Source organism: Bifidobacterium asteroides (assembly GCF_003202695.1).
Lineage (GTDB): Bacteria > Actinomycetota > Actinomycetes > Actinomycetales > Bifidobacteriaceae > Bombiscardovia > Bombiscardovia asteroides_G.
In genome coordinates, this window is the sequence record NZ_QGLL01000009.1 from 246,679 (window position 1) to 267,404 (window position 20,726).

Annotated in this window: 18 protein-coding genes and 1 pseudogene; 6 read left to right on the top strand and 13 right to left on the bottom strand. The window is 60.4% G+C overall.

All coding sequences use genetic code 11. From position 1 onward, the window contains the following. Positions 1 to 158: 158 nt before the first annotated feature. The 9 genes from recR to DKK75_RS07310 all read right to left on the bottom strand — a co-directional run bounded on the left by recR (position 159) and on the right by DKK75_RS07310 (position 8,312). Positions 159 to 764, bottom strand: a complete 606-nt coding sequence (gene recR, locus DKK75_RS07270; protein ID WP_110452836.1) for a recombination mediator RecR — start codon at positions 762 to 764, stop codon at positions 159 to 161. Further along, positions 764 to 3,682 carry a DNA polymerase III subunit gamma and tau gene (locus tag DKK75_RS07275; protein ID WP_110452746.1) on the bottom strand — a complete coding sequence of 973 codons (2,919 nt, stop codon included), beginning with the start codon at positions 3,680 to 3,682 and terminating at the stop codon, positions 764 to 766. Before DKK75_RS07275 ends, recR begins: the two co-directional genes overlap by 1 nt. 71 nt (positions 3,683 to 3,753) lie before the next feature. Then, on the bottom strand, positions 3,754 to 4,149 hold the full coding sequence (locus DKK75_RS07280; protein WP_110452747.1) for an Rv3654c family TadE-like protein: 396 nt from the start codon (positions 4,147 to 4,149) through the stop codon (positions 3,754 to 3,756). A gap of 3 nt (positions 4,150 to 4,152) precedes the next feature. After that, complete coding sequence (locus DKK75_RS07285) at positions 4,153 to 4,530, bottom strand: TadE family type IV pilus minor pilin (protein WP_110452748.1); 378 nt, start codon at positions 4,528 to 4,530, stop codon at positions 4,153 to 4,155. Then, entirely contained in the window at positions 4,517 to 4,897 is a 381-nt protein-coding gene (locus tag DKK75_RS07290) for a DUF4244 domain-containing protein (RefSeq protein ID WP_258333198.1), read from the bottom strand. The genes DKK75_RS07285 and DKK75_RS07290 overlap by 14 nt, the downstream gene beginning before the upstream one ends. Before the next feature lie 185 nt (positions 4,898 to 5,082). Continuing rightward, on the bottom strand, positions 5,083 to 5,625 hold the full coding sequence (locus DKK75_RS07295; protein ID WP_110452749.1) for a pilus assembly protein: 543 nt from the start codon (positions 5,623 to 5,625) through the stop codon (positions 5,083 to 5,085). Then, positions 5,616 to 6,278, bottom strand: a complete 663-nt coding sequence (locus tag DKK75_RS07300; RefSeq protein ID WP_110452750.1) for a pilus assembly protein — start codon at positions 6,276 to 6,278, stop codon at positions 5,616 to 5,618. The genes DKK75_RS07295 and DKK75_RS07300 overlap by 10 nt, the downstream gene beginning before the upstream one ends. Further along, entirely contained in the window at positions 6,271 to 7,380 is a 1,110-nt protein-coding gene (locus DKK75_RS07305) for a CpaF family protein (RefSeq protein WP_110452751.1), read from the bottom strand. Before DKK75_RS07305 ends, DKK75_RS07300 begins: the two co-directional genes overlap by 8 nt. Continuing rightward, positions 7,377 to 8,312: an ATPase gene (locus DKK75_RS07310; RefSeq protein WP_146208632.1), complete on the bottom strand. Its 936-nt coding sequence runs from the start codon at positions 8,310 to 8,312 to the stop codon at positions 7,377 to 7,379. Before DKK75_RS07310 ends, DKK75_RS07305 begins: the two co-directional genes overlap by 4 nt. A 726-nt stretch (positions 8,313 to 9,038) precedes the next feature. Between DKK75_RS07310 and DKK75_RS07315 the strand changes: the two genes are divergently transcribed. From DKK75_RS07315 to DKK75_RS07335, 5 genes are all read left to right on the top strand, one after another. Further along, entirely contained in the window at positions 9,039 to 11,285 is a 2,247-nt protein-coding gene (locus tag DKK75_RS07315; RefSeq protein ID WP_110452753.1) for an RNA degradosome polyphosphate kinase, read from the top strand. A 61-nt stretch (positions 11,286 to 11,346) separates the two neighbouring features. Then, positions 11,347 to 12,426, top strand: coding sequence for an NUDIX hydrolase (locus tag DKK75_RS07320; protein ID WP_110452754.1), 1,080 nt, complete (start codon positions 11,347 to 11,349; stop codon positions 12,424 to 12,426). Positions 12,427 to 12,439: 13 nt separating this feature from the next. Next, positions 12,440 to 13,135 (top strand): thymidine phosphorylase, encoded by a 696-nt coding sequence (locus tag DKK75_RS07325; RefSeq protein WP_181414517.1) that lies wholly within the window; start codon positions 12,440 to 12,442, stop codon positions 13,133 to 13,135. 247 nt (positions 13,136 to 13,382) lie between these two features. Further along, positions 13,383 to 14,021, top strand: coding sequence for a uracil phosphoribosyltransferase (gene upp, locus DKK75_RS07330; protein WP_110452756.1), 639 nt, complete (start codon positions 13,383 to 13,385; stop codon positions 14,019 to 14,021). A gap of 601 nt (positions 14,022 to 14,622) precedes the next feature. Continuing rightward, positions 14,623 to 16,698, top strand: coding sequence for an ABC transporter permease (locus DKK75_RS07335; RefSeq protein ID WP_110452757.1), 2,076 nt, complete (start codon positions 14,623 to 14,625; stop codon positions 16,696 to 16,698). Here DKK75_RS07335 and DKK75_RS07340 read toward each other — a convergent pair. Next, positions 16,667 to 17,752: a glycerophosphodiester phosphodiesterase family protein gene (locus DKK75_RS07340; protein WP_110452758.1), complete on the bottom strand. Its 1,086-nt coding sequence runs from the start codon at positions 17,750 to 17,752 to the stop codon at positions 16,667 to 16,669. The two genes, DKK75_RS07335 and DKK75_RS07340, sit on opposite strands and share 32 nt — an antisense overlap. Positions 17,753 to 17,933: 181 nt before the next feature. Between DKK75_RS07340 and DKK75_RS07345 the strand changes: the two genes are divergently transcribed. After that, entirely contained in the window at positions 17,934 to 18,794 is an 861-nt protein-coding gene (locus tag DKK75_RS07345; RefSeq protein ID WP_110452759.1) for an aldo/keto reductase, read from the top strand. A gap of 92 nt (positions 18,795 to 18,886) precedes the next feature. Here the strand turns inward: DKK75_RS07345 and DKK75_RS08070 are convergent, their stop codons facing one another. The 3 genes and pseudogenes from DKK75_RS08070 to DKK75_RS07355 form a co-directional block, all read right to left on the bottom strand. Beyond that, positions 18,887 to 19,078, bottom strand: coding sequence for a hypothetical protein (locus DKK75_RS08070; protein WP_146208634.1), 192 nt, complete (start codon positions 19,076 to 19,078; stop codon positions 18,887 to 18,889). A gap of 320 nt (positions 19,079 to 19,398) precedes the next feature. Further along, a pseudogene (locus DKK75_RS08165) lies at positions 19,399 to 19,650 on the bottom strand (phasin family protein); the annotation flags it as partial. A 253-nt stretch (positions 19,651 to 19,903) separates the two neighbouring features. Beyond that, positions 19,904 to 20,704, bottom strand: coding sequence for a type 1 glutamine amidotransferase (locus DKK75_RS07355; RefSeq protein ID WP_110452761.1), 801 nt, complete (start codon positions 20,702 to 20,704; stop codon positions 19,904 to 19,906). Between the last annotated feature and the right edge of the window lie 22 nt (positions 20,705 to 20,726).

The window sequence follows — 20,726 nt, forward strand, 5'->3', positions numbered from 1 at the left end:
GAAGAAGGCGGGAAATGGTCTGACAGGCGACCCTACGGCTGCTTGCCGGAACCGTCATCGACAAGGATCCCGAAAAAACCGACCTCGGCAAGACTGATCCAAAGCCGAAGCGCGAAAGAGCAGCAGCGAAGAAAGCCATGGCTCGGCGACGGCCAGCCCTAAAGAAGGTCGCGACGGCCGGAAATCGCCCGGCCGAGGGTGATCTCGTCAGCATATTCCAGATCACTGCCGACAGGCAGACCGCTGGCCAGCCTGGTGACCCGCAGATCCAGAGGACCCAACAGCCGTCCCAGGTAGGTAGTGGTGGCCTCGCCTTCGATGTTGGGATCCAGGGCTAGCATGACCTCCTTGACCTGATTCGTGCCCAACCGCTTCAAAAGCTCGGGAATGCGCAGATCGCCCGGCCCGACGTTGGACATAGGATCGATGGCCCCGCCCAGCACATGATAGAGACCCCGGTATTCTCCGGTTCGTTCGATGCTCATGACGTCCTTGGGTTCCTCGACTACGCAGATGATGCTGCGGTCACGACGCGGATCCTGGCAGATGGGGCATGGGCTGGTCTCGCAGACATTGCCACATATCTCACAAAACCGAACCTTCTCTTTGGCTGCAACAATGGCATCGGCCAGGTCCTGAGCGCTGCGTCGATCAGCTCCCAGAATGTAGAAGGCAATGCGCTGCGCACCCTTTGGACCAATCCCCGGCAGCTGGGCAAAGGCATCAATCAGCTGTTGAATGGCTCCATCATAGGTTGCAGCCATCATTCACCTTCCTGTCGTTGCGCGTGCTCCTGTCGACGCCTTTGCACGTTGATCGGATTCTGCGGGTCATCAGCAGCAAAATCCTCCACCTTGGTCACATCAAACAATTTGGTCAGTTCATCCTGGTCCATGGCATTGTCTGCCCCAAGCCTGGCATCGTCCATGGAATAGACATCGTCCTCAGGATCCACGGAAGGCCCCGCAGCTTCTGAGACGACTCCAGCAGACGATGCCCCAGCCTGATCGGGCCCGCCGGAGGTCTGACTAGCGAAGCCTGCAGGCATCCTCCTGTCCTCAGACACAGAGGCCTTTGCCATTGACTCATCCGGCTTCCCGGCGGTACCCGAACCGTGACCGGTTGCCACCCCCGCGTCTTCGGGAACCGACCCGATCTCTGATCTCGGATCAGGGGTTGCAGCCGAGACGCTTCCCAGACCAGACGAATCAACCGACTTCGCAACTGCAAGCCCCTCATCCAAAGCTCCGCGGCTCTGACTGTCGGAATCTTGACTGCCGGAGAGCTCTGTGGATGCTACTGAGGTGGTTCCGGAATCAGGCAGAGCCCAGGGATCCGTGTCATCGCTCATATCCGGCAAAGCCACTTTTTTAGGCTCATGATCCTTCCGACCAGCGGGTCCGTCGCTGCCCTCACCGGACTGCCAGGCCTTTTGTGGCGCATGAGTTGATGGCATAGGGCGGGCCCACGGATCATCGTCCGGCAATACTGTAGAAGCGGTAGAGCCAAAGCCCGCAGCAGGCAGCGATTCCGGGGATGACCGGACAGGCCCGCCGACCGGGTGGTGAGCATCGTCGGAGCTTCCGTCGTCTGGAGCTTCTCCAGGGGTGGACCTTCCGCCCGATGCCGAAGTTCCAGTCTCACCATCATGACCAGCCGAGGCCGTCATCTCCCTAGGGGCATGCCCCTGCTCCGTGGCCGCATGAGGCATGACCGCCGCTCCAAGATTCATAGTGGCCAAGCCAGCACGTGCCAGAGCCACCTCCTTCTTGACCTCTGCCCGACGCTGGGGAGACATCCTGTTAACGGACTCCACCGTCTCACCGTTGGCAGCCGTCCCTGACGGGGCGATCATGGTGGCCTGTCCGAACTCCTGGCGAGCGCGGACCATGACAATACGAGGCACCTTGGTCTCCCCGTCAACCGACTGCGCAGCCACGGCCATGGCGAAAGCATGCTGACTGAGCGGACGATCGAAGGTCATGGACAGCCGTTGGCGACCGGAGGGATCCGCTTTCATAGCCACGGTAGGCACCCGGTCCCGCACCACATACTGGCGCACCTCATCCGGCAGGGCAGCCACCAAGGCATCCCAGCGCTTATCCAGTTCCGTGCCGGTCGGCACCTCGGTTTCCTGCCCTTGCGCAACATTCTGCCGTGCAGTCCCAGTTGGCTCCGCAGACCGGGCGGATTCGGAAGGACTGGATGGCGTGGCCTGCCCCCCTGGCTGTCGAGTCGGCGAGGAGGGGGCTTCCATGCGCTCGGGTTGGACAGGGCGGGAGCTGGAAGGAGCCGACTGCCCGTCGCTGGCTTGCAGGCCCTTAGCGGAGGGATCGGAACGAGAACCGGCTACGGGCTGCGGCCCTGCAAAGGAGGCGGGCGCTGCAGCAGACGACGAGCCTGCCCTGCCAGGCTGTTCGGGGCCATCAGCGCCATCGGCATGACTATACTGCGTCGTTCTGGACTGCCGGCCATTCTGCTGAGCCCTGTCGGCGCCAATGAACCCGCTGCGGGTTGGCGCAGAAGCCGACGCATCGACGGAAGCTGCCCCTGCGACCGGTGCCTGCTCCATAGGCTCGCAGCCGATTGCCAGCAGCCTGGCAGCCAGCAACTCCAAACGCATCCTAGGCGAGGTGGCTCCGTTCATTCCCGCCAGTGCATCGTTGATGATATCGGCCATTCTGGTCAGGACCTGTAGATCCAAAGCATCCGCCTGCCGATGCAGGTTGGTCACCTGGTCGTCGTCGGCATCCCCGCTGAGCACGCTTTCAGCCCGATCCCCCGCCAGCTTGAGAACCAGAAGGTCGCGAACATGGGCCAGCAGATCCTCGACAAAGCGCTGGGACTCGAACCCGCCGACGACCACCTTTTGAATGGCACCGTAGAGTCCGGCTCCATCGTGGGCAATCAGTGCGTCCACAGCTTCACTGATCAGCGCTGCTGGGGTAAACCCCAGCAGCGCTACCGCCGCATTATAAGTGATGGTGTGCTCGTCAGCGCCTACCATGAGCTGGTCCAAGACGGAAAGGGTGTCACGCACCGATCCGCCTCCGGCCCGCATGGCCAGCCTGAGCACACCGGACTCGGCCTTGATGCTCTCCTTTTCGCAAATGTCCTCAAGGTAGGGCCCCATGACTTCCTGAGGCACTAGGCGGAAGGGGTAGTGGTGGGTGCGGGAGCGGATAGTGCCGATCACTTTCTCCGGCTCTGTGGTAGCGAAGATGAACATGACGTGTTCCGGCGGCTCCTCGACGATCTTCAGCAGGGCATTGAATCCTTGCTGGGTGACCATATGAGCCTCGTCCAAAATGAAGATCTTGTAGCGGTCACGCACAGGGGCGAAGCCTGCCCGCTCCCTGAGCTCCCTGGCATCGTCAACGCCATTGTGGCTGGCTGCGTCAATCTCCACCACATCAATGGAACCGGGGCCTCCCGTGGCCAGATCCCTGCAGCTGTCGCATTCGCCGCAGGGATGGCTGGTCGGACCCTTGGCGCAGTTGACGCAACGAGCGAAAATCCTGGCACTGCTGGTCTTTCCGCATCCTCTGGGACCAGAGAAGAGATAGGCATGGGTCAGCCGGTTCTCATCCAGAGCTCGGGTAAGGGGCACCGTGACCTGCTTCTGACCGATGATGCCGTCAAAAGTGTCAGGCCGATACCGCCGATAGAGTGCTAGTGCCATGGTTCAAGGCTATCCATTTCTTTAGACACGTTCGCTTTCCTTCCCAAGGCTTCCCAACCCGCTTCCTTCGCTCATCCACAAGGTTCGGGGCCTGCCCGGGCAGACTGGACCAGGCGGGGCATCATAGGGATCCCGGTCTCTACCCCCACCGAGACCTTCACATCGCCTCCATCCACCTGACAGTCAGTCAGGACCCCACGATTGAGACGAGCGACCCGGGAAGCCAGAGCACAGGGCTGCGTCTGTCCTTCGTCCAGGGCGGAAGCTGCAGCCAGCGCCGAGACGTCGGCACCGGTACGCGCACGTGTCCGGCAGATCATGAGATTGCCCAGCAGTACCGCCAAACCCAGCCCTAGGCCGACCAGAACCATCAGCATGATGCCCAGAACCGTGCCGGAGCCCGGATCAGAACCCCCTACCCATGAACCGGTACGTTCGACGCGCGTCCTTCTGACATGTCCAGGCATGACTCATTCCTCCAATATGGCCACGGCATCGCCATGGACCTGTGCAGGCAGCACGCCCATTGGGCCGGAAACCACTGGACATGACACTCTAACTGCCGTCTGCCCAGCTGACGAGCTCAGCCGCACCTGGGCATGCGGCCCGGCCATCCGGCTCACCAGCTCTCGGGAATCGCCCTTGCCCTGGGTGACGATCAGGTCCCTGGCAGCTGCGTTGGCCGCATCCTGACAGACCATGCCGATCCTGATCGTCTGAGTCAGCGTCAGCAGTAAAAGAGCGAGGACCATAACAGCGGGAAGAACGATGGCGAACTCGGCCGTTACTGTGCCGTTATCGGATCGCCACCGTCGTCTCCGCTCGGCCCCTCTTTCAGCCGACGGCACTGAGCGCCTTCTTCACTAAGCCCATCAGCAAAGTGCGCGTAGAGGAGGATTTGACAATGGCCAGCAGCACTCCGGCCAGCGTGGCGGCAACCACCATGATCACAGCGTATTCAGCAGTGATGGCCCCCGATTCAGGCCTTGCCAGTACTACGCTCAGCCGTGCATGCAAGGCACGCACTCCAGAGTCCACAGCCCGGCTGATGCGAACGTACAAAGCCGCCATGAAACGATTGGAACGTTGCCGCATTCTTTGAAGCCACCGGAATCCGGCATCTGCGGCAGGCCATGTCGCAGTCGGCACCAATTGGCCTCCTGCCTGTCTGGTCTGCAGATGGAAGACTGTAGCAATCTCCTGTGTATGTGTCATCGTTCTCACCTTTGTCTTTCCTTGTTTCCCCACCCCAGCGGACGACTGTTCCTCAGGGAATCGGCATCCGGTACCTTTAACTGTGCTCGGTCCGGTCCATCTCTGCCGTCTTGTCAGATACATGTGGTCGAGCGGACCTGCATCGGCAACCTGTGGACAACTGAACCCACCAGAGCTCCACACCCTCAGGACATCCCACCCACAAAGGCCGCAATGCAGGGAATGACTCCGATCAGCACGAAAGCGGGCAGAATACACAGCCCGGTCGGCACCAGCAACCTGACAGTGACCGTCGCCGTAGCCCGTGCCAGTACGCTGCGAACATGGTGATCCAGCCGGCGCATAGTCGTGTCGATACGCGTCAGGGGCGATGATCCCAAACGCCAGGACGGCTCCAGACAGTCAGCCAGAATCCGCATGGACCGCCCGTAATCAGGATCGCCGATCGCTCCCGACCAGGACAGAGCCCATCCGTTGCCACGTCCGAGCAGGTGAGCCACGCGAACCATTCGAAGCCCATAAGGACCTGGCAGCAGCCCGCCAACCACACTCAGGGCCCTAGGCAGAGAGGCCCCCTGACGAACAGCGACCCTTAGCAAAGCCAATACCAGGCTCAAGGGCGGGGTGAAGACCTGCTCATCGGCTAATCGCTCACCCAAGCCGTCGAATTCCACGAGCAGGATGGCCAGCATGGTCGACACTGCGGCAATCAGCGGTTTCAGATCCATAGATCCTCCCTGCCCAGATCGTTCATCAGCAGGTGCATCCAAACCATGCCAAGAACATAGAAGGCCACTCCAAGGATCAGGCATATGGTTCCTGGACCTGGGCGACAGAGGAAGGCCATCGGTCGTGCACCCATGAATTCTCCCATGATGATTGTCAACACTGGCAAGATCGACAGGAGGCGGATCGTGGCTTTGGGCACAGCGAAGGCTTTTTCCCGGGCCTCATCCAGAGCCACCCGCCGCGTCTGCATGGCCTCCACGGCCCGCAGCCCATCCGAGGCCCGGCAGCCCAGGATGGCGCTGAGCCCATAGCAGGCCATCAAAGCCTGGGCCATAATCAGCAGAGTCGCTCCTCGTTCCTTGGGTAAGCATCGACTCTCCAGCATGGCCATGACACGTTCCCATGTGACCTCCCGAGTGGCGAACCGCCGCCCGGATGCCTCCTCGAAGGCCTCTACCAGTCCGCCCCCATTATCAACATAGGCAAGCAGGGAAGTGATCAGCCCCGCCAGGCCGAGCCGATCTGACCGTGCAGAGGATCTGACTGACATGACTTTCAGTCTTGTGGTCGCGACGCCGCTAGGCGGAAGCAGGGCCAGACCGGCAATAGTCGTCAACATCGCAGTCAGCCAGACCGCAGTCTCATCACCCATGATCCTCCTTTGCCATAGTTGCGCGCGCCGGGACGCTGGTCACAATGCCCCACCGCCTGGCGAACCCTGACCAAGCCGATCCATATGCAGCAGCCCCTCGGCCAGGCCAAGTGCAGACAGCCTCTCCAAGAAGCCGACCATCGGCAGCGGTTGTCAGTCGACCAATCTGGGCAATATGTCTATGACCTGCTGAACGTTCCAGATGGATAACAGCATCAAACGCCCCCTGTGCCAGAGCTGCCAGAGCCCTCGGCTGCAGCCCCGCCAGCAGCCCCAGAGTCGCTAGCCTGGAGGGAACGCGTTCCACATTGTCGGCATGCAAAGTCGCCATGCCTCCCCGATGACCAGAGTTGAAGGCCCGCAGCAAATCCGCTATCTCCTCTCCCCGGCACTCGCCCAAGATAATCCGATCTGGCCGCATGCGCAGTGTGGCCTTGACCAAATCGACCAGCCCAACGCCCCCTGCTCCTTCAACGTTCGACTCTCTGGCAGCCAGGGAAACCATATTCCTATGACCGGCAATACGACCTAGCTCGCGAACTTCCTCCACGACGATCAGCCGTTGCTCCTGCGGGCACATACTCAGCAGGGCCCGCAGCAGCGTGGTCTTGCCGGCACCCGTGCCTCCGGTCACCAGGATGCTGGCTCGGTTGATCACCAGCGCCCGAAGGATGAAGAGCCAGCTGGCGGGGCACAGCCCCGCAGCAGCTAGCTCATCCAGACCGGGCGGATGCCTGTTGGGCAATCTGATGGAGATAGCAGCGCCCTCGGGAACAAGCGGGGCCAGTACGGCGTGAATTCGGATCCCCTCTCTGCTGGAAGCGTCGGCCATGGGACGAGCATCGTCCAGGCGACGTCCCAACTGAGCGCATAACTGCACAGCAAAGTCCCTTACAGCCTGAGGGCCTGTGAACCCAGGCCGGAGCAGGACCTCCTCCATGCCTGCGCCTCGATCGATCCAGACATCGCCCTGCCCGGTCACGGCGATGTCAGTCACCGCAGGATCGCTCACCAGTCCATCCAAGTACCCGAAAGTAGGAGGCTGAGCGGAATCGCCATCACAGAATGGACCTTCAACGCGTCCCCCATTCCCTGTGATCATCTGACAGTCCTGGACCGAATCGATTCGTGAGGCGAGATCTGATCTCCTTCTCTTTCGCCGACAGTTATCATCCGCGCGATCCGCTCCACCAGGGGGTGAAGAGCACGGACGTATGCGCGCGGCACCCGCTCCAGACCACGCCCATCCAAGACGGATGCCGACAGGTTCGGCTGCGGCTTGAGAACCGCGTCCAGCGATCGACCCAGGAACTCCTCTGCCTCCTCCGGGTCGACGCCATGACTGACCCAGTGCTGGATGGGCATCATCCCAATCACAGCCATAGGGGGTCTGCAGGCGATCAATTGACTGTTCTGGTCTCGATCACCAGCACCTCTGCGGCTCTTCAGCGCATGGAGAAGTGCCTTCGCCCGTGCAAGCCCCAGCACGGTCATGTCCACCATCAACAGCGAAGGCATTCCTCTCAGCGAGCGCAGATTGCCGAGACCCCGGCCCCGACCGGCATCAATCAACAGCAAATCAGCAAATCCAGCCATTGCGCTGACTGCTGCATCCACGTCCCACCAGCCTTGTGGAGGGGCGCTCCAGGGATCGTTGCTGAGCACCGGGATGCCATCCCAGATCGGCAGTTCCTCATGGAGAGCTTGCGGATCCACTCGGCCCAAGGGAGCTCGAATTCGCCCCAGACGCATGCCAGGCGCCCCCTCAATACCGACAAGTACATCCATCCCTCCGCTATCCAGGTCCAGATCTGCCAAAGCGCATGACAGGCCCATGTCCTGAAGCTGTTTGGCCATCAGCGCGGTCATGGTTGTCAGCCCAAGCCCTCCCGAGGCCGAGAGAAAGACCAGTCCAGTCACGGCGGACTCATATTCGGATCCTGAACCGCTACGCCCAATGCCCGTATCTTGGCCTGCAATCCGTTGATCGGACAGGGAAGATCGCCCGAGCCGATCGGCACCCTCATCCTGCAAGCAACCAGGTTCCGACGATCCCGACTGATCGAACTGTCGGACCATACCCGTCGCCCTCCCCGCTCGATGCTCCGGGAGCGACCCGACTGAATTAAAGGAGTGCGGAGTCCATTCAGGCTTCCACCCTCTCATGCCAACTTTTATAATCTTCTGCGGTCTGCCTATGCTCATTCCGGTCATGGCTACCAGCACACCCGCCCCTTGGCGACAGCACCAGCCCCCGGCGCTGATGTGGTCGAATGACCTCATGTCTCCACATTGCTTCATCGCCTCTGTTCACGAATGAATAAATATCACAACACGCCTGAAACTCCAGTATTTTCAGCTCCATGCCCGAGCGAAGGCCACAGATAATCACATAGAAACAACAGATTCCTTCAAACCTGGCGTACTTGACCTGTCGAAATGCACGAAATCACACAAAAGATCAAACGGGCAGCCTTCTCCGCTCTAACGCGATGGGCATGCTTGCCATTGGTCTCAAAACCGGCATAATGACATATACAAGGAAGGTTCGAGAACACGGAAGCCCACAAAGTGTATGGCCACCAGGACCGATACGTTGAACGAGTGTATTAAGACTTGACCGTTGCAACGATGATGTTGTGCAGAGATTCCCACCGAATCGACCTTGCGGGAACGGCCTCCTGCGGGGGCCGTTCCTATTTATCCACAGGCTTTATCGATAATTGCAGAGGACTGCATCTGCGAATAAAGTGCTATGGTATGGTTCAGAAATTTGACGCACCCTCCAAGGCCTTGCTACGTAGCCAGATCGCGGAGCATATTGCTGAGACCGACGGCAAGGCACGGCATGTATCCAGGCACTCGGATCATCCGGTCCCGCCCTTGCCTGAGGATCGCTATTTCGACCGGGAGCTAAGCTGGCTCAAGTTCAACAAACGCGTGCTTGAGCTGGCAGAAGACGAGAGCGTGCCCCTGCTGGAGCGCGCCAACTTCGCCGCCATATTCGCCAGCAACCTTGATGAGTTCTTCATGGTCCGCGTGGCTGGTCTGAAGCGTCGCGTGGACACCGGCATTGCTGTGACTGCCGCCAGCGGAATGAGCCCCCGTCAGCAGCTGAGGGCCATCTCCGAGCAGGCGCACAAGCTTCAGAACGAGCACGCCCACTATGTCATCGACCACATCCTGCCGGATTTGGCCGCCGAAAGCATCATCCTGCTGAGCTGGACGCAACTGAGCAGCCAGGAGCAGGAACGGCTCACCAACTTCTTCCGCAACCAGGTCTTCCCAGTCCTGACCCCACTGGCCGTCGACCCTGCCCACCCCTTCCCCTACATCTCAGGAAACTCCCTGAACCTAGCGGTCCTAGTGGAGAACCCAAGCTCAGGCAAGACCCACTTCGCTCGCGTCAAGATTCCCGACAACCTCTCCCGCCTGGTTCCTGTGGACGATCTGACCGACGAGGAGGGCCGGGAGGAACGCTATGGGTTCATCACCATGGAGAACCTGATCATCGCCCACTTGGAATACCTTTTCCCGGGCATGATCATCAAAGAGGCCCGTTCCTTCCGCGTCACTCGCAATGAAGACATTGACGTAGAAGAGGATGACGCAGAGAACCTGCTCAACGCCATGGAGAAGGAGCTGATGCAGCGGCGGTTCGGACCGCCCATCCGCCTGGAGATCTCCGACTCCGCTTCTCCCTTCCTCTCGCAGCTGTTGGCCAGCAAGCTGCGAGTCAACCAGGAGGAGGTCTATCGACTGCCCGCTCCCTTGGACTGCACGGTCCTGTTCGAGCTGCAGTCCATCGATCGGGCCGACCTCAAGTTCCGGCCCTTCATCCCCACCACCAACCGGCAGATCGCCGAGGTGGAATCCAGTCAAGCCCAGGACATCTTCGCCGCCATCCGCGAGCATGACATCCTCCTTCACCACCCCTATGACTCCTTCTCCACCTCGGTTCAGGCCTTTCTGGAGCAGGCAGCGGCTGATCCGCGAGTGTTGGCCATCAAGCAGACTCTCTACCGGACTTCGGGCAACTCGCCCATCATCAACGCCCTGGTGGATGCCGCGCACGCCGGCAAGCAGGTACTGGCTCTAGTCGAGATCAAGGCCCGGTTTGACGAGGAGGCCAACATCGCCTGGGCTCGTCAGCTGGAACGGGCGGGCGTCCATGTGGTCTACGGAATCGTGGGACTAAAGACCCACTGCAAACTTTCCCTGGTGGTCCGTCAGGAGCAGGACGGCCTGCGTCGTTACTGCCATGTAGGCACCGGCAACTACAACCCCAAGACCGCCCGCCAGTACACCGACCTGGGCCTGCTCACCTGCGACCCGGTGGTGGGACAGGACCTGACCCGGCTCTTCAATCAGCTGTCAGGCTATGCACCCAAATCCTCCTTCCACCGCCTGCTGGTAGCCCCACGCACAGTTCGTTCCGGGCTGCTGCAGCGGATCGCCCGCGAAGAGGAGACCGCCCTCAACGGCAAGCCTGCCTGGATACGAATCAAGGTCAATTCCCTAGTGGATGAAAAGATCATCGACGCCCTTTACCGGGCCAGCCAGGCCGGGGTTCGCATCGACATCGTGGAACGCGGCATCTGCTCCCTGAAGCCGGGAGTGCCTGGACTGAGCGAGAATATCCGCGTCCATTCCATCCTGGGACGGTTCCTGGAGCATAGCCGCATCTTCGCCTTCGCCAACTCACAGGGCCCCCAGATCGGTGAGGGCCCCTTGGCTGGGCCGGAGGTCTGGATAGGTTCTGCCGACCTGATGCACCGCAACCTGGACCGCCGCGTGGAGGCGCTGGTCCGCATCACCGCGCCTGAGCAGGTGCAGGGGCTGATCGACTATGTGGATCTGCAGATGGCCGATACCACCAGTTCCTGGCACATGCGGCCCGACGGCACCTACGAGCGCCACAGCAGGGACGATCAGGGCCGGCCTCTGGTCGACTCGCAGGAGTATCTGATCGACCGTCACACCCGAACCCCTAGGGCCAGGCGATAATGATGCGCCTTCAAGCCGACGGGCTCGCCGCCGAGACGTATGATCAGGATGGCATTCGGCCATGAGCAGGACAGTCGAGGCAGCCGGAGCCATTCTCTACCGGTGGCGCACAAACTTCCAAGGATGGATGAAATTCAGTGACGACGGCCGAGCGGCCCCAGGAGCCAGCCCCCGATCCGATCTCGATGAGCTGGAGCTCTGTCTGGTTCATCGTCCTAAGTACGGCGACTGGAGCTGGCCAAAGGGCAAGCTGGAGAATCGCGAAACCCCCATACGGACGGCCGTGCGAGAGGTCGGCGAAGAGACGGGCTGTCTTGTCCGTCTAGGGCCATACTTGGGGGATGCCGAATACCCGCTGAACAACGAGGGTCGGAGCCGGGGCAGCAAAGGCGGCCGACTCAAGCATATTCGCTACTGGATGGCCACACCGACCGACGCGAAACACGCCGCCGGTCAGAGCGCACTGTTAGGACCCATCCACCGGCCTGATTCCAGGGAAGTCGACCAGATACGCTGGGTCGGAGCCTATGAAGCCCGCAGACTGTTGACCCACCCCAGCGACAGAACCATACTGGATGCCTTCGTGGATCGGGTTGAGCAGGGTGGCATCCGAGCTCGTCAGCTGATCATCGTTCGTCATGGCAAGGCAGTGGCCCGGAAGGAGTGGACGGGCAAGGATGCAAATCGTCCTCTTACCCCCAGGGGCGCCGGAACTTCTTATGCTCTAGCACGTGAGCTGGCCTGCTTCGCGCCTGACCACCTCCTGTCCTCCCCCTGGATCCGCTGCGTGCAGACATTGCGGCCTTACGCCGATGAGGTCGGTCTGCCAGTGCAGATGGCTGCCTGCCTGACGGAATCCTCCTATCACAGCCGTCCCAACCAGGCGCACAGCTGGCTGGACAGGCAGATGGCCGACCTGCTGACGAGCAACAGAACCACTATGATCTGCATGCATCGCCCGGTCCTAGGGGGGATCTTCGAGCAGCTGCGCGGGCTGTGCTCCAGCGGATCGCTATCCAAACGCCTGCCCGATGACTCTCCCTTCATGCCCACCGGCAACGCCGTTGTCCTCAGTTTGACTGGCGACCCCAATCATCCGACCATCATCGACATACAGAAGGTGACTCCCCTTGTCTATTGACAGCAATTCCAGAATTGGCTCATCCTCGATCCGCTCTTCCCGCACGGGATTCGTAGCTTCCGGCACTGGAACAACCCGACCCTCACGCCCGGGCCAGCTGGATCCAGCCATCGCCGACCAGCTTTCCGGAGGCATGGATCCACAGCAGATCAGCGAGATGAGCCATGTTTCGGCAGCTTCCCTGTTGGATCGGGTCCACCACAGCGCCGACCCCGCCATCGTAAAACGGGTTCTGACCCTGGTAGACCGCGAAGGCGTGGATGTAGTGGCCGAGCTCTGGAGCGACAGCGATCCTGACTCCCTGCCGGGCATCCTTTGGCGGCTCTACATGCTCCGCAGCTGGATGCGTAGGGACGCTGATGGAATCAGTCGTCTGTGGCGGCTGGGCGAGCCCACCGACACCGCTGCATCAGCCATCGCGGGCGTTGACCAGGCTCCGGAGGCCGACGACATCATCCGAACCGCTGACTCCATCCTCTCCGGAGCCTTCACCGGCGACTTCGCCATAGCCCTGGAACGGGCCGGAGCATTCTGCGACGTGATCGCCCGCGGCATCAGGACCACCATCCGGGATGCCCAGAGCAGACAGCTGGACCATCAGGAGGCCAAGGAGGTCGACGCAGCGCAGCGCACCGTCAACTCCCTCAACCAGACAGCCCGTGACTTCATGCGTGGCGCCTCACTCTGGCGGCGAGGACGGCTGGAGTAGAATTCGTCACCTTTCAAGCCGGAAGCGTAAGCACGTCGTGAGCCCGGATCAGACTCAGGCATGCCCTACAATGGGGACTGCGCCGGACCATGGTTAAGCCCCGGGCTCCGTTTGTTGCCGCTTCGAGCGGCGTTTGCGCCGACAGGCGCTTGCATGGTTCGGCGTTTTCATTTCCATTCCCAAATCGAAGACAGCATGGCTTGCCGATCGCTACCAGAAGCCGACCCGCTGAGCTACGCTGAGAGGTATGGAACTTCACGTACTGGAACACCCGCTGATCGAGCATAAGCTGACCGTACTGCGGGACAAGAACACTCCTTCCAACACCTTCCGCGAACTGATCAGCGAACTGGTCATGCTGGAGGCCTACGAGGCCACCCGCAATCTGGACATCGAAGACCACCCCATCGAAACCCCGGTCGCTCCCATGGTGGGCAAGAAGCTCTGCTCTCCACGACCCATGGTGGTTCCCATTCTGCGCGCAGGACTGGGCATGCTGGACGGCATGACCCGGCTGTTGCCCACGGCCGAGGTCGGATTCCTGGGGCTCAAGCGCGACGAAAACACCTTAGACATCATCACCTACGCCAACCGTCTGCCAGAGGACCTTTCCGGCCGTCAGTGCTTCCTGCTGGATCCCATGCTGGCCACCGGCGGCACCCTGATCGCCGCCACCAAATACCTGGCTGAGCGTGGAGCCAAGGACGTAACTTCCATCAACATTCTTGCCGCTCCTGAGGGCCTGAATCGCCTCAAGGAGGAGATGGATTCCTCCATCAACCTCAAGGTGGTGGTCTGCGCAGTCGATCAGAAACTGAACGAGCACGCCTACATCGTGCCCGGCCTGGGCGACGCCGGCGACCGCCTTTACGGCGTCATCGACTGACCCAGCAACCTGACGGGGCATGCGCCCCATCTCTGCCGAGGATCCGAATCATCCGCGATTCGGGTCCTTTTTCAATGGCCGTTATACACGTCCCACGGGTGCTGCGTGAGCACGACCATAGCCAAATTCAATAAGGCCCCTCTAGGCTGATTATCTATGCAGACCAATAATCAAGCGGGCCAGTCATCCAGAGACAGGGCAACCGCGCCATGGGCCCTGTACTAGCTCGTAATGTGATTGCCCTGTCTGCGCGCAAAGGTTCGCTGGCAAAACGTGGTCGCCGTCAGGAACGCTAGACTTTCCTCCCCCCCGTCAGCGGGAATAGGTTCGCTATGGAACCATCTCTACGCAAACTGTTGGCTCTGCGACGCCATAGAGCTTGGCGACCGATCATCATGCCTACGATCCTCCCGACCTCCATCCTCTCGATCCCCATCCTCTCGATCCCCATCCTCTTGCAGCCACCTCTCGCACAGGAGTGTCTAATCGCTCCTCGTCACCCTGGTTCTTCCCTGGTCTGACCCTGAAAACACCCTGAGTGGGCCTTCGCCTGGTGTTGCAATAAGAACAGCAGCATTCAAGGGTGAGAAAGGAGCGCACCATGGAGGGCAAGACCCTTTCCCTAGGTGGATCAATCACAGGAACCGGAGCCTCAGGACCGATGGGCGGGGGCGGCTCGCAAACCGCAGATCGAACCAAGACGCGCACTCCTGGCCTGGCCTCCCTGGTGCGATCCTTTCTGCATGAGCATCGGTCCTCCTACACGGTCATGGTCCTGGCGGTCATGGCCGCTTCGGCCCTTACCAGCGCCTGGATCCAGGTAGCCATTGCCGCTCGGAAGGGCGACGGGATGCCAGATACGCACGCAATGAATTCCTACGACCGCGCTATGACCCTGTCCTTACAAGACGGCGCTTCACAGATATCCATAACCTACGCCTGCATATGCGGGTTCGTTTCCATCTTCCTGGTCATCACTTCCGTGGGGTTCCTGATCGAGCGCCGCCGTCGCGAGTACGCCATGATGCGGCTTTCCGGCGCCTCTCCCAGGACGGTAAGATTCATCTCCCTGCTGGAATTCATGATTCCGGTAGGCTTGGCCGCCCTCCTGGGCAGTTCGGCGGGATGCCTGCTGGTGCCGGCATTCGCCAAGTCTCTGATCAACTCAGGCCTTGAAGCGCTGGAAATGACCGCGCATCCCCACCCCATGGGAATTATCTTCGCTTTCGTGGGGATACTCCTGGCAGGCCTCTTAGGAACCTGGTTCGCTGCCAGGAGAATTACCGCGATCTCTCCCATCGAGGCTTTGCAGGACTCGGAGAATCGAGCTGGAACCAAGTCAATCGGCCCTCTTCGCCTGATAATCGCCCTGGCTGCCCTGGCTGGAGGACTGGCCATGGTCTATCACCGCTTCAAGGGCATGGACATTGAAATCCAGATCCTGGCCTCAACCGGCTGTCTGCTCGTCATCATCGGCGCCCTGGCCCCAGTCCTGGTTCCGGCCTGCGCCAACCTGATCGGCATCCCCTTCCAATTGGCCTTCCGAGGTGCAGGTCTCCTGGCGCGGCAAAGGGCGCGGAAGGAAAACCGGAGCTCCACCGCCGTCGCGGTGCCGATCATACTGATGCTGGTCATCGTGACCGGAGTTGTAGCCCTGGGACGGTCCAGCTGGGCACAAGAAGCCATAAGCCGGTATAAGCCGGTCACTGCCGAAATCATGATCAATGCAAAGAGCAATGATCCAAGAGACCTGGAGCGCCAGCTTCGAGCCACTGCAGACATCGAATCCGCCGTCACCTATAGCGAGGGATCCTGGAAAACTGCAGACAAGGAAGATGCCGGCAGCAATGACGAACCTTCCGTCATGGCTATGCACGTCAACAAAGCAGGCAAGGACGTCAATACCATTAGTCCGATCTTCATCGAGGGCTCAGCTGCGGACCTGGGGTCGGGCAAGATCGCCGTCATAGCAAATGGCCGCACTCAGGAGAAAGACCCCATTGGCCGCAAGCTGACCCTGATCGACAGGTACGACAAAAGCCATACGCTGACCATCACCGCCGTAGTCGATATGACCCCGACAGGACAGATGGGCGAATACCTGATGACGGATGCCGACCTGTCGCAACTGGCGCCCGACAACAGTGGATCGACCACCCTAGCCAGGACCGCTCCAGGTGTTCGGACAGGCGATCTGATCAGTCAGCTCAATGCTTCATGGGATAAAAAGGGCATCAAGGCCTGCACCAAGAAGGAGTACATTCGTTCCGACATCCAAAGGTCAAAGGAGGTGCAGCGGGCCATGCCCCAGATGGTGAACGGGGCCATCGTCCTGACGGCCATATTTCTGATCCAGGCATGCGCCATCGCAGTCAATGAGCGCCGCCAGGAGAACCGAAGGATGCAGGCCGCCGGTGTTTCACGTGGAACATTGGTCTGCTCTTCGATTTGGGAGTCAGTGATCGATGCTCTTTCGGCCATCCTTCTTTCAGCCCTGGCCATGGCGGGAGTGCTGGCCGTCATATTCCATCAGCTGTCCGGCCAGATAGACATGAGCGTCGTGCCTCTCCCCTACGGCTACTTCCTGATCATGGCACTCTGGGCGATAGGCCTGGCCGCTGCGGCCTCAGGCCTGTATAGCTGGTTCAGCTCCCGGGCAGATACGACTCGAAGATGATCCCATCAAAGTCGGAGCTGGCAGCCTCTTGTGCGCGCTCGGAGCGGACGGTCCAGGCGATGGGCGTTCCACCCAGGAACCGGTACAGACGCATGGGCAGTGAGTGCCCGCTGTGCCACTCGCAGGCCACAAAGTCCGGTCGCCCCAGCCAATTGAAGAGAAGGGATCCAGCCATCCAGCGCAGAGCCGAGGAGCAGGTGCCCACCCGGCCGTGGTAGGGGGCGACAAGTTGCCCCCTGGTAATGCCGGGATGGTGAACCCGATACCAGACAAGGGCCAGGACGTTGAAGGATTCAATCACATAGGGGCCCTGATACCTGGACAGGAGAGCATCAGTTCGGCGCATAAGCTCGCCATCCAAGCCTTGGTCCATCTTGATCTCGACGATCAGCGGCACCCGGCCATCCACCAAAGCGAGCACCTCAGATAGAAGAGGCACATGCTGAATCTCAAGATCGCTGGGGCTTTCGTCCCCTCCTTCTCTTTCGGGACCACCGTCGTGGTCGGCAGAGCCCGAAATCTCTTCTCCGGGCTCAAGAGCCTGGGCTGGGCTTGGGCACAGAGGCACCCTCCGCAGCTGATCGTAAGTCAGATCAGCCACTGCTCGATTGACGCCAGCAACCCGCTGCAGGTCTCCATCGTGGATGACCACCACCTGGCCGTCCCGGCTGAGATGGACATCCAGCTCGATCCCGTAACCGGCCCTGCAGGCCGCCTCGAAAGCAGCCAGCGAATTCTCTGGCGCCACCACCCGATAAGGGTTGTCCGGAGCGGAGGCATGCCTGCCCAAGGGCCTTTCGGACGCAATCTTCAGACAGTCATGGATACGGTGCAGGTAGGCAGTCTGACCAGGGTTGGGATTGGTCGTCTCCATACCCGAGCCGGCATCGTGCAGACCCCTGTGGGCATAGGGGTGCGAGGACAGGCCGAGAGGCTTTCTTCGTCCCGCAACCGATGAAAGGCCAGGGGCCAGAGCCCAGCACCAGGCTCCCAAAACTCCGCATCCCAGCCCTAGTGCTACCTTGCCGGCCAATCGTGCTTTAGACCCCATCATCGCCTCCAGCCATCAGCTACTTCACTATCCACGCTAGCATCGAAGGAGGGCTGAACGAGCTTTTCTGGCTTGACTTCAAGCTGCTTCAAGGTCTTATCCTTGAACAAGCAGAACATAGAGGCATACCCTGCCCTGAGCCAGATCCGCCCAAGCAATCCTGCCAAGAAAGAAGCACAATACCATGCAGAATGATCCATCCACCACCGTCCCGTCCATCAAGCTCAACAACGGCGTGCTCATGCCCATGGAAGGCTTCGGCGTCTACCAGATCACCGACCAGGACGAGTGCCGTCGCTCGGTCCTGGATGCGCTTAAAACCGGGTACCGGGCCATCGATACAGCTCAAATCTATGGAAACGAGCAGGCTGTCGGAGATGCTCTGGCTCAGAGCAGCATCGACCGCGACCGGATCTTTCTGACTACCAAGGTCTGGATCACCAACTACGGATATGACAAGACCAAGGCCTCAATAGAGGAATCCATGAAGAAGCTGGGCACTGACCACCTGGACCTGGTCCTCCTCCATCAACCCTTCAATGACTACTACGCAGCCTGGCACGCACTTGAAGACCTCTATGAGCAAGGTGTCCTGCGAGCTATCGGCGTCTCGAACTTCTACGCCGACCGGTATGTGGACCTGGTCAAGTTCAACAGAATCGTCCCGGCCGTCAACCAGCTGGAGACTCACGTCTTCCACCAGCGCCCCCAGGAGCGCGCCTACATGGACAAGTACGGCACCAGGATCGAATCCTGGGGCCCCTTCGCCGAAGGCCGCCAGGGGATGTTCACCGATCCGACCCTGACCGAGATCGGGCAGGCGCATGGCCGGACTGCGGCCCAGGTGGCTCTGCGATTCCTGGCCCAGGACGGGGTTATCGTCATCCCCAAGACCACCCACCGAGAGCGCATGCGCGAGAACCTCGATATATGGGACTTCCAGCTCAGCGACCAGGAGATGGACCGTCTGCGGTCCATGGACACTGGAAAATCAGCCTTCATGAACCATGAGGATCCTGCCGTGGTCGAAGACTTCGCCGATTGATTTAGCGATTGACGGCCCCTGTGCAGATCGGGCTCCCAGCTTAGGCCTCGCCGTTGCGCCGCCGGCGCTTAAGGGCCCGATGCACCTGTGTGTCAAGGAGACTGATCCAAGGGGCACAGAGTCAATCGCAGAGAAGATCTGGCCGAGCGGACGGTCTTGCCCGGTGGCCAGGGACCAGTCACCATGGCGTAGGGTGCAGAATCCGCGTCGGCACGCAACTCGAAGAACTCACAGCAGGAGGCCTCAGGAAGAATCTGCAAGCACAGGGAGAGAATCTGCCCCACCTTAAAAGCGTGGACCCCGGAGCCTCGAACATGCGGCGCATGGCGACAGGAAACCAGGCCGTGGATGCTGCCGGACAGTTATCGCTTCGGATCATTTTGGCCATATGACGAACCCTGCCACATCAGTGCCGACGACCGGAGCTGACGGCTGCTGACCTTGATCAGCCCTGTTGACCTGCGATGGGATCACTGGAAGTGATGGGGATGAAACCGGTCCGTCGATTTGGCATCGGCGCCTTGGGGTTCTGGTCATGACGAAGAGGAGCAGCAGGAACAACATGAACCTCAGGCCGGGGCATGTCGACGGCTGGAGCGGGAGCGGCAGGTCGAGGCGCAGCGCTAAGGACTGGAGCAGGTGCAGCTGGCTGCGGCCCATCTTCGGCCGGGGCAGGTCGCTTCTGCCTGTTGCGTTTGAGCTCCGTATTGAAGATCTTCCCTTGTTCGACCGTCAGCTCGCCCTTCCTAACCAGGCCGTCAACGATCTCCTGGCCCTTCTCCACGCCTGTGGCCAGTGCCCCGATGCCAGCCAAAAACACCTTGTGCAATCCATCACCGATATGCAAATCCGACATGATATGCCTCCCAGCATTCATACGCCCTTGAAGTACCAGGCTTATTCGAACGGCTGCGCCCCTTTTCACCGCCAAGAAACGAGCAGCCATCTGCGATTACAGTCTAGCCGGATATTCCAAGCCGAACCGTGCAACACCATGGCGGGAAGGGCAGTCTGCGCCCTTCCCCGGCGCGCAGGCGACCGCCTCTGCCCTGACCCGAAAGCCGTGTGCGTCTCCTGCAGAGGCCAACGCCAGGAATCGCAGGCTCCTATCACCGTGGCCTTGATGCGGCAATACGGCTGGCCTGATCAGCCAGGGAGTCCAGACGCTCCAGTTCATTTTGACTCTTCTGGTCCACGGCTTCCTTCATCTGGACGAAGGTGCCCTGGCCGTACCGCCTTTCGGCCGCACTCTTGATAAGGAAGTCCGTGATGGCCGGATTCTTCGGCAGCAGCGACCCATGCATGTAGGTGCCGATGACCTTTTTCCATCGGGCCCCCTCGGTATGGTCCTTGCCATTGTTGCCGCGGCCATCTTCAGCCACCCTGCCCAGAGGTTGGGTACCCTCTCCCAGATAGGTCAGACCCGAGTGGTTCTCATAGCCGACCACCCTGCCGAAGTCCTCTGCCTGCTCCATCAAGTTGCCGATCATCCGCTCTGGTTGGGCGATGGTGTGCACGTCAAGGATGCCGATCCCCTCCAGGCGCTCATGGTCGGAGGTCTCGAAATAATGCCCGAAGAGCTGATAGAGCCCGCATATCATCAGCATAGGCACATCCTGGTCGGCCAGATCGTGCAGAAGTCCGCCCCGCTCGCGCAGGTCGTCGATGATCCGTTCCTGGCCATGGTCCTGGCCGCCGCCGCCAAGGACCATATCGATCCGCTCTGGCCATGCATCACCGGGATTGTAATAGCGGACCATGGGACGGAACCCATACAGCTCAGCCCTGCGGGTCACGCTGAGTATATTGCCCGAATCCCCATAGATGTTCATATCACGGTGGTAGAGGGAGAGGATCTGCAACGGCGGATGAACCCCTGTAGCCTTGGCCTTATCCTGCATCTGCGGCATTCCAGCGCTCCTTTTGGTTTGC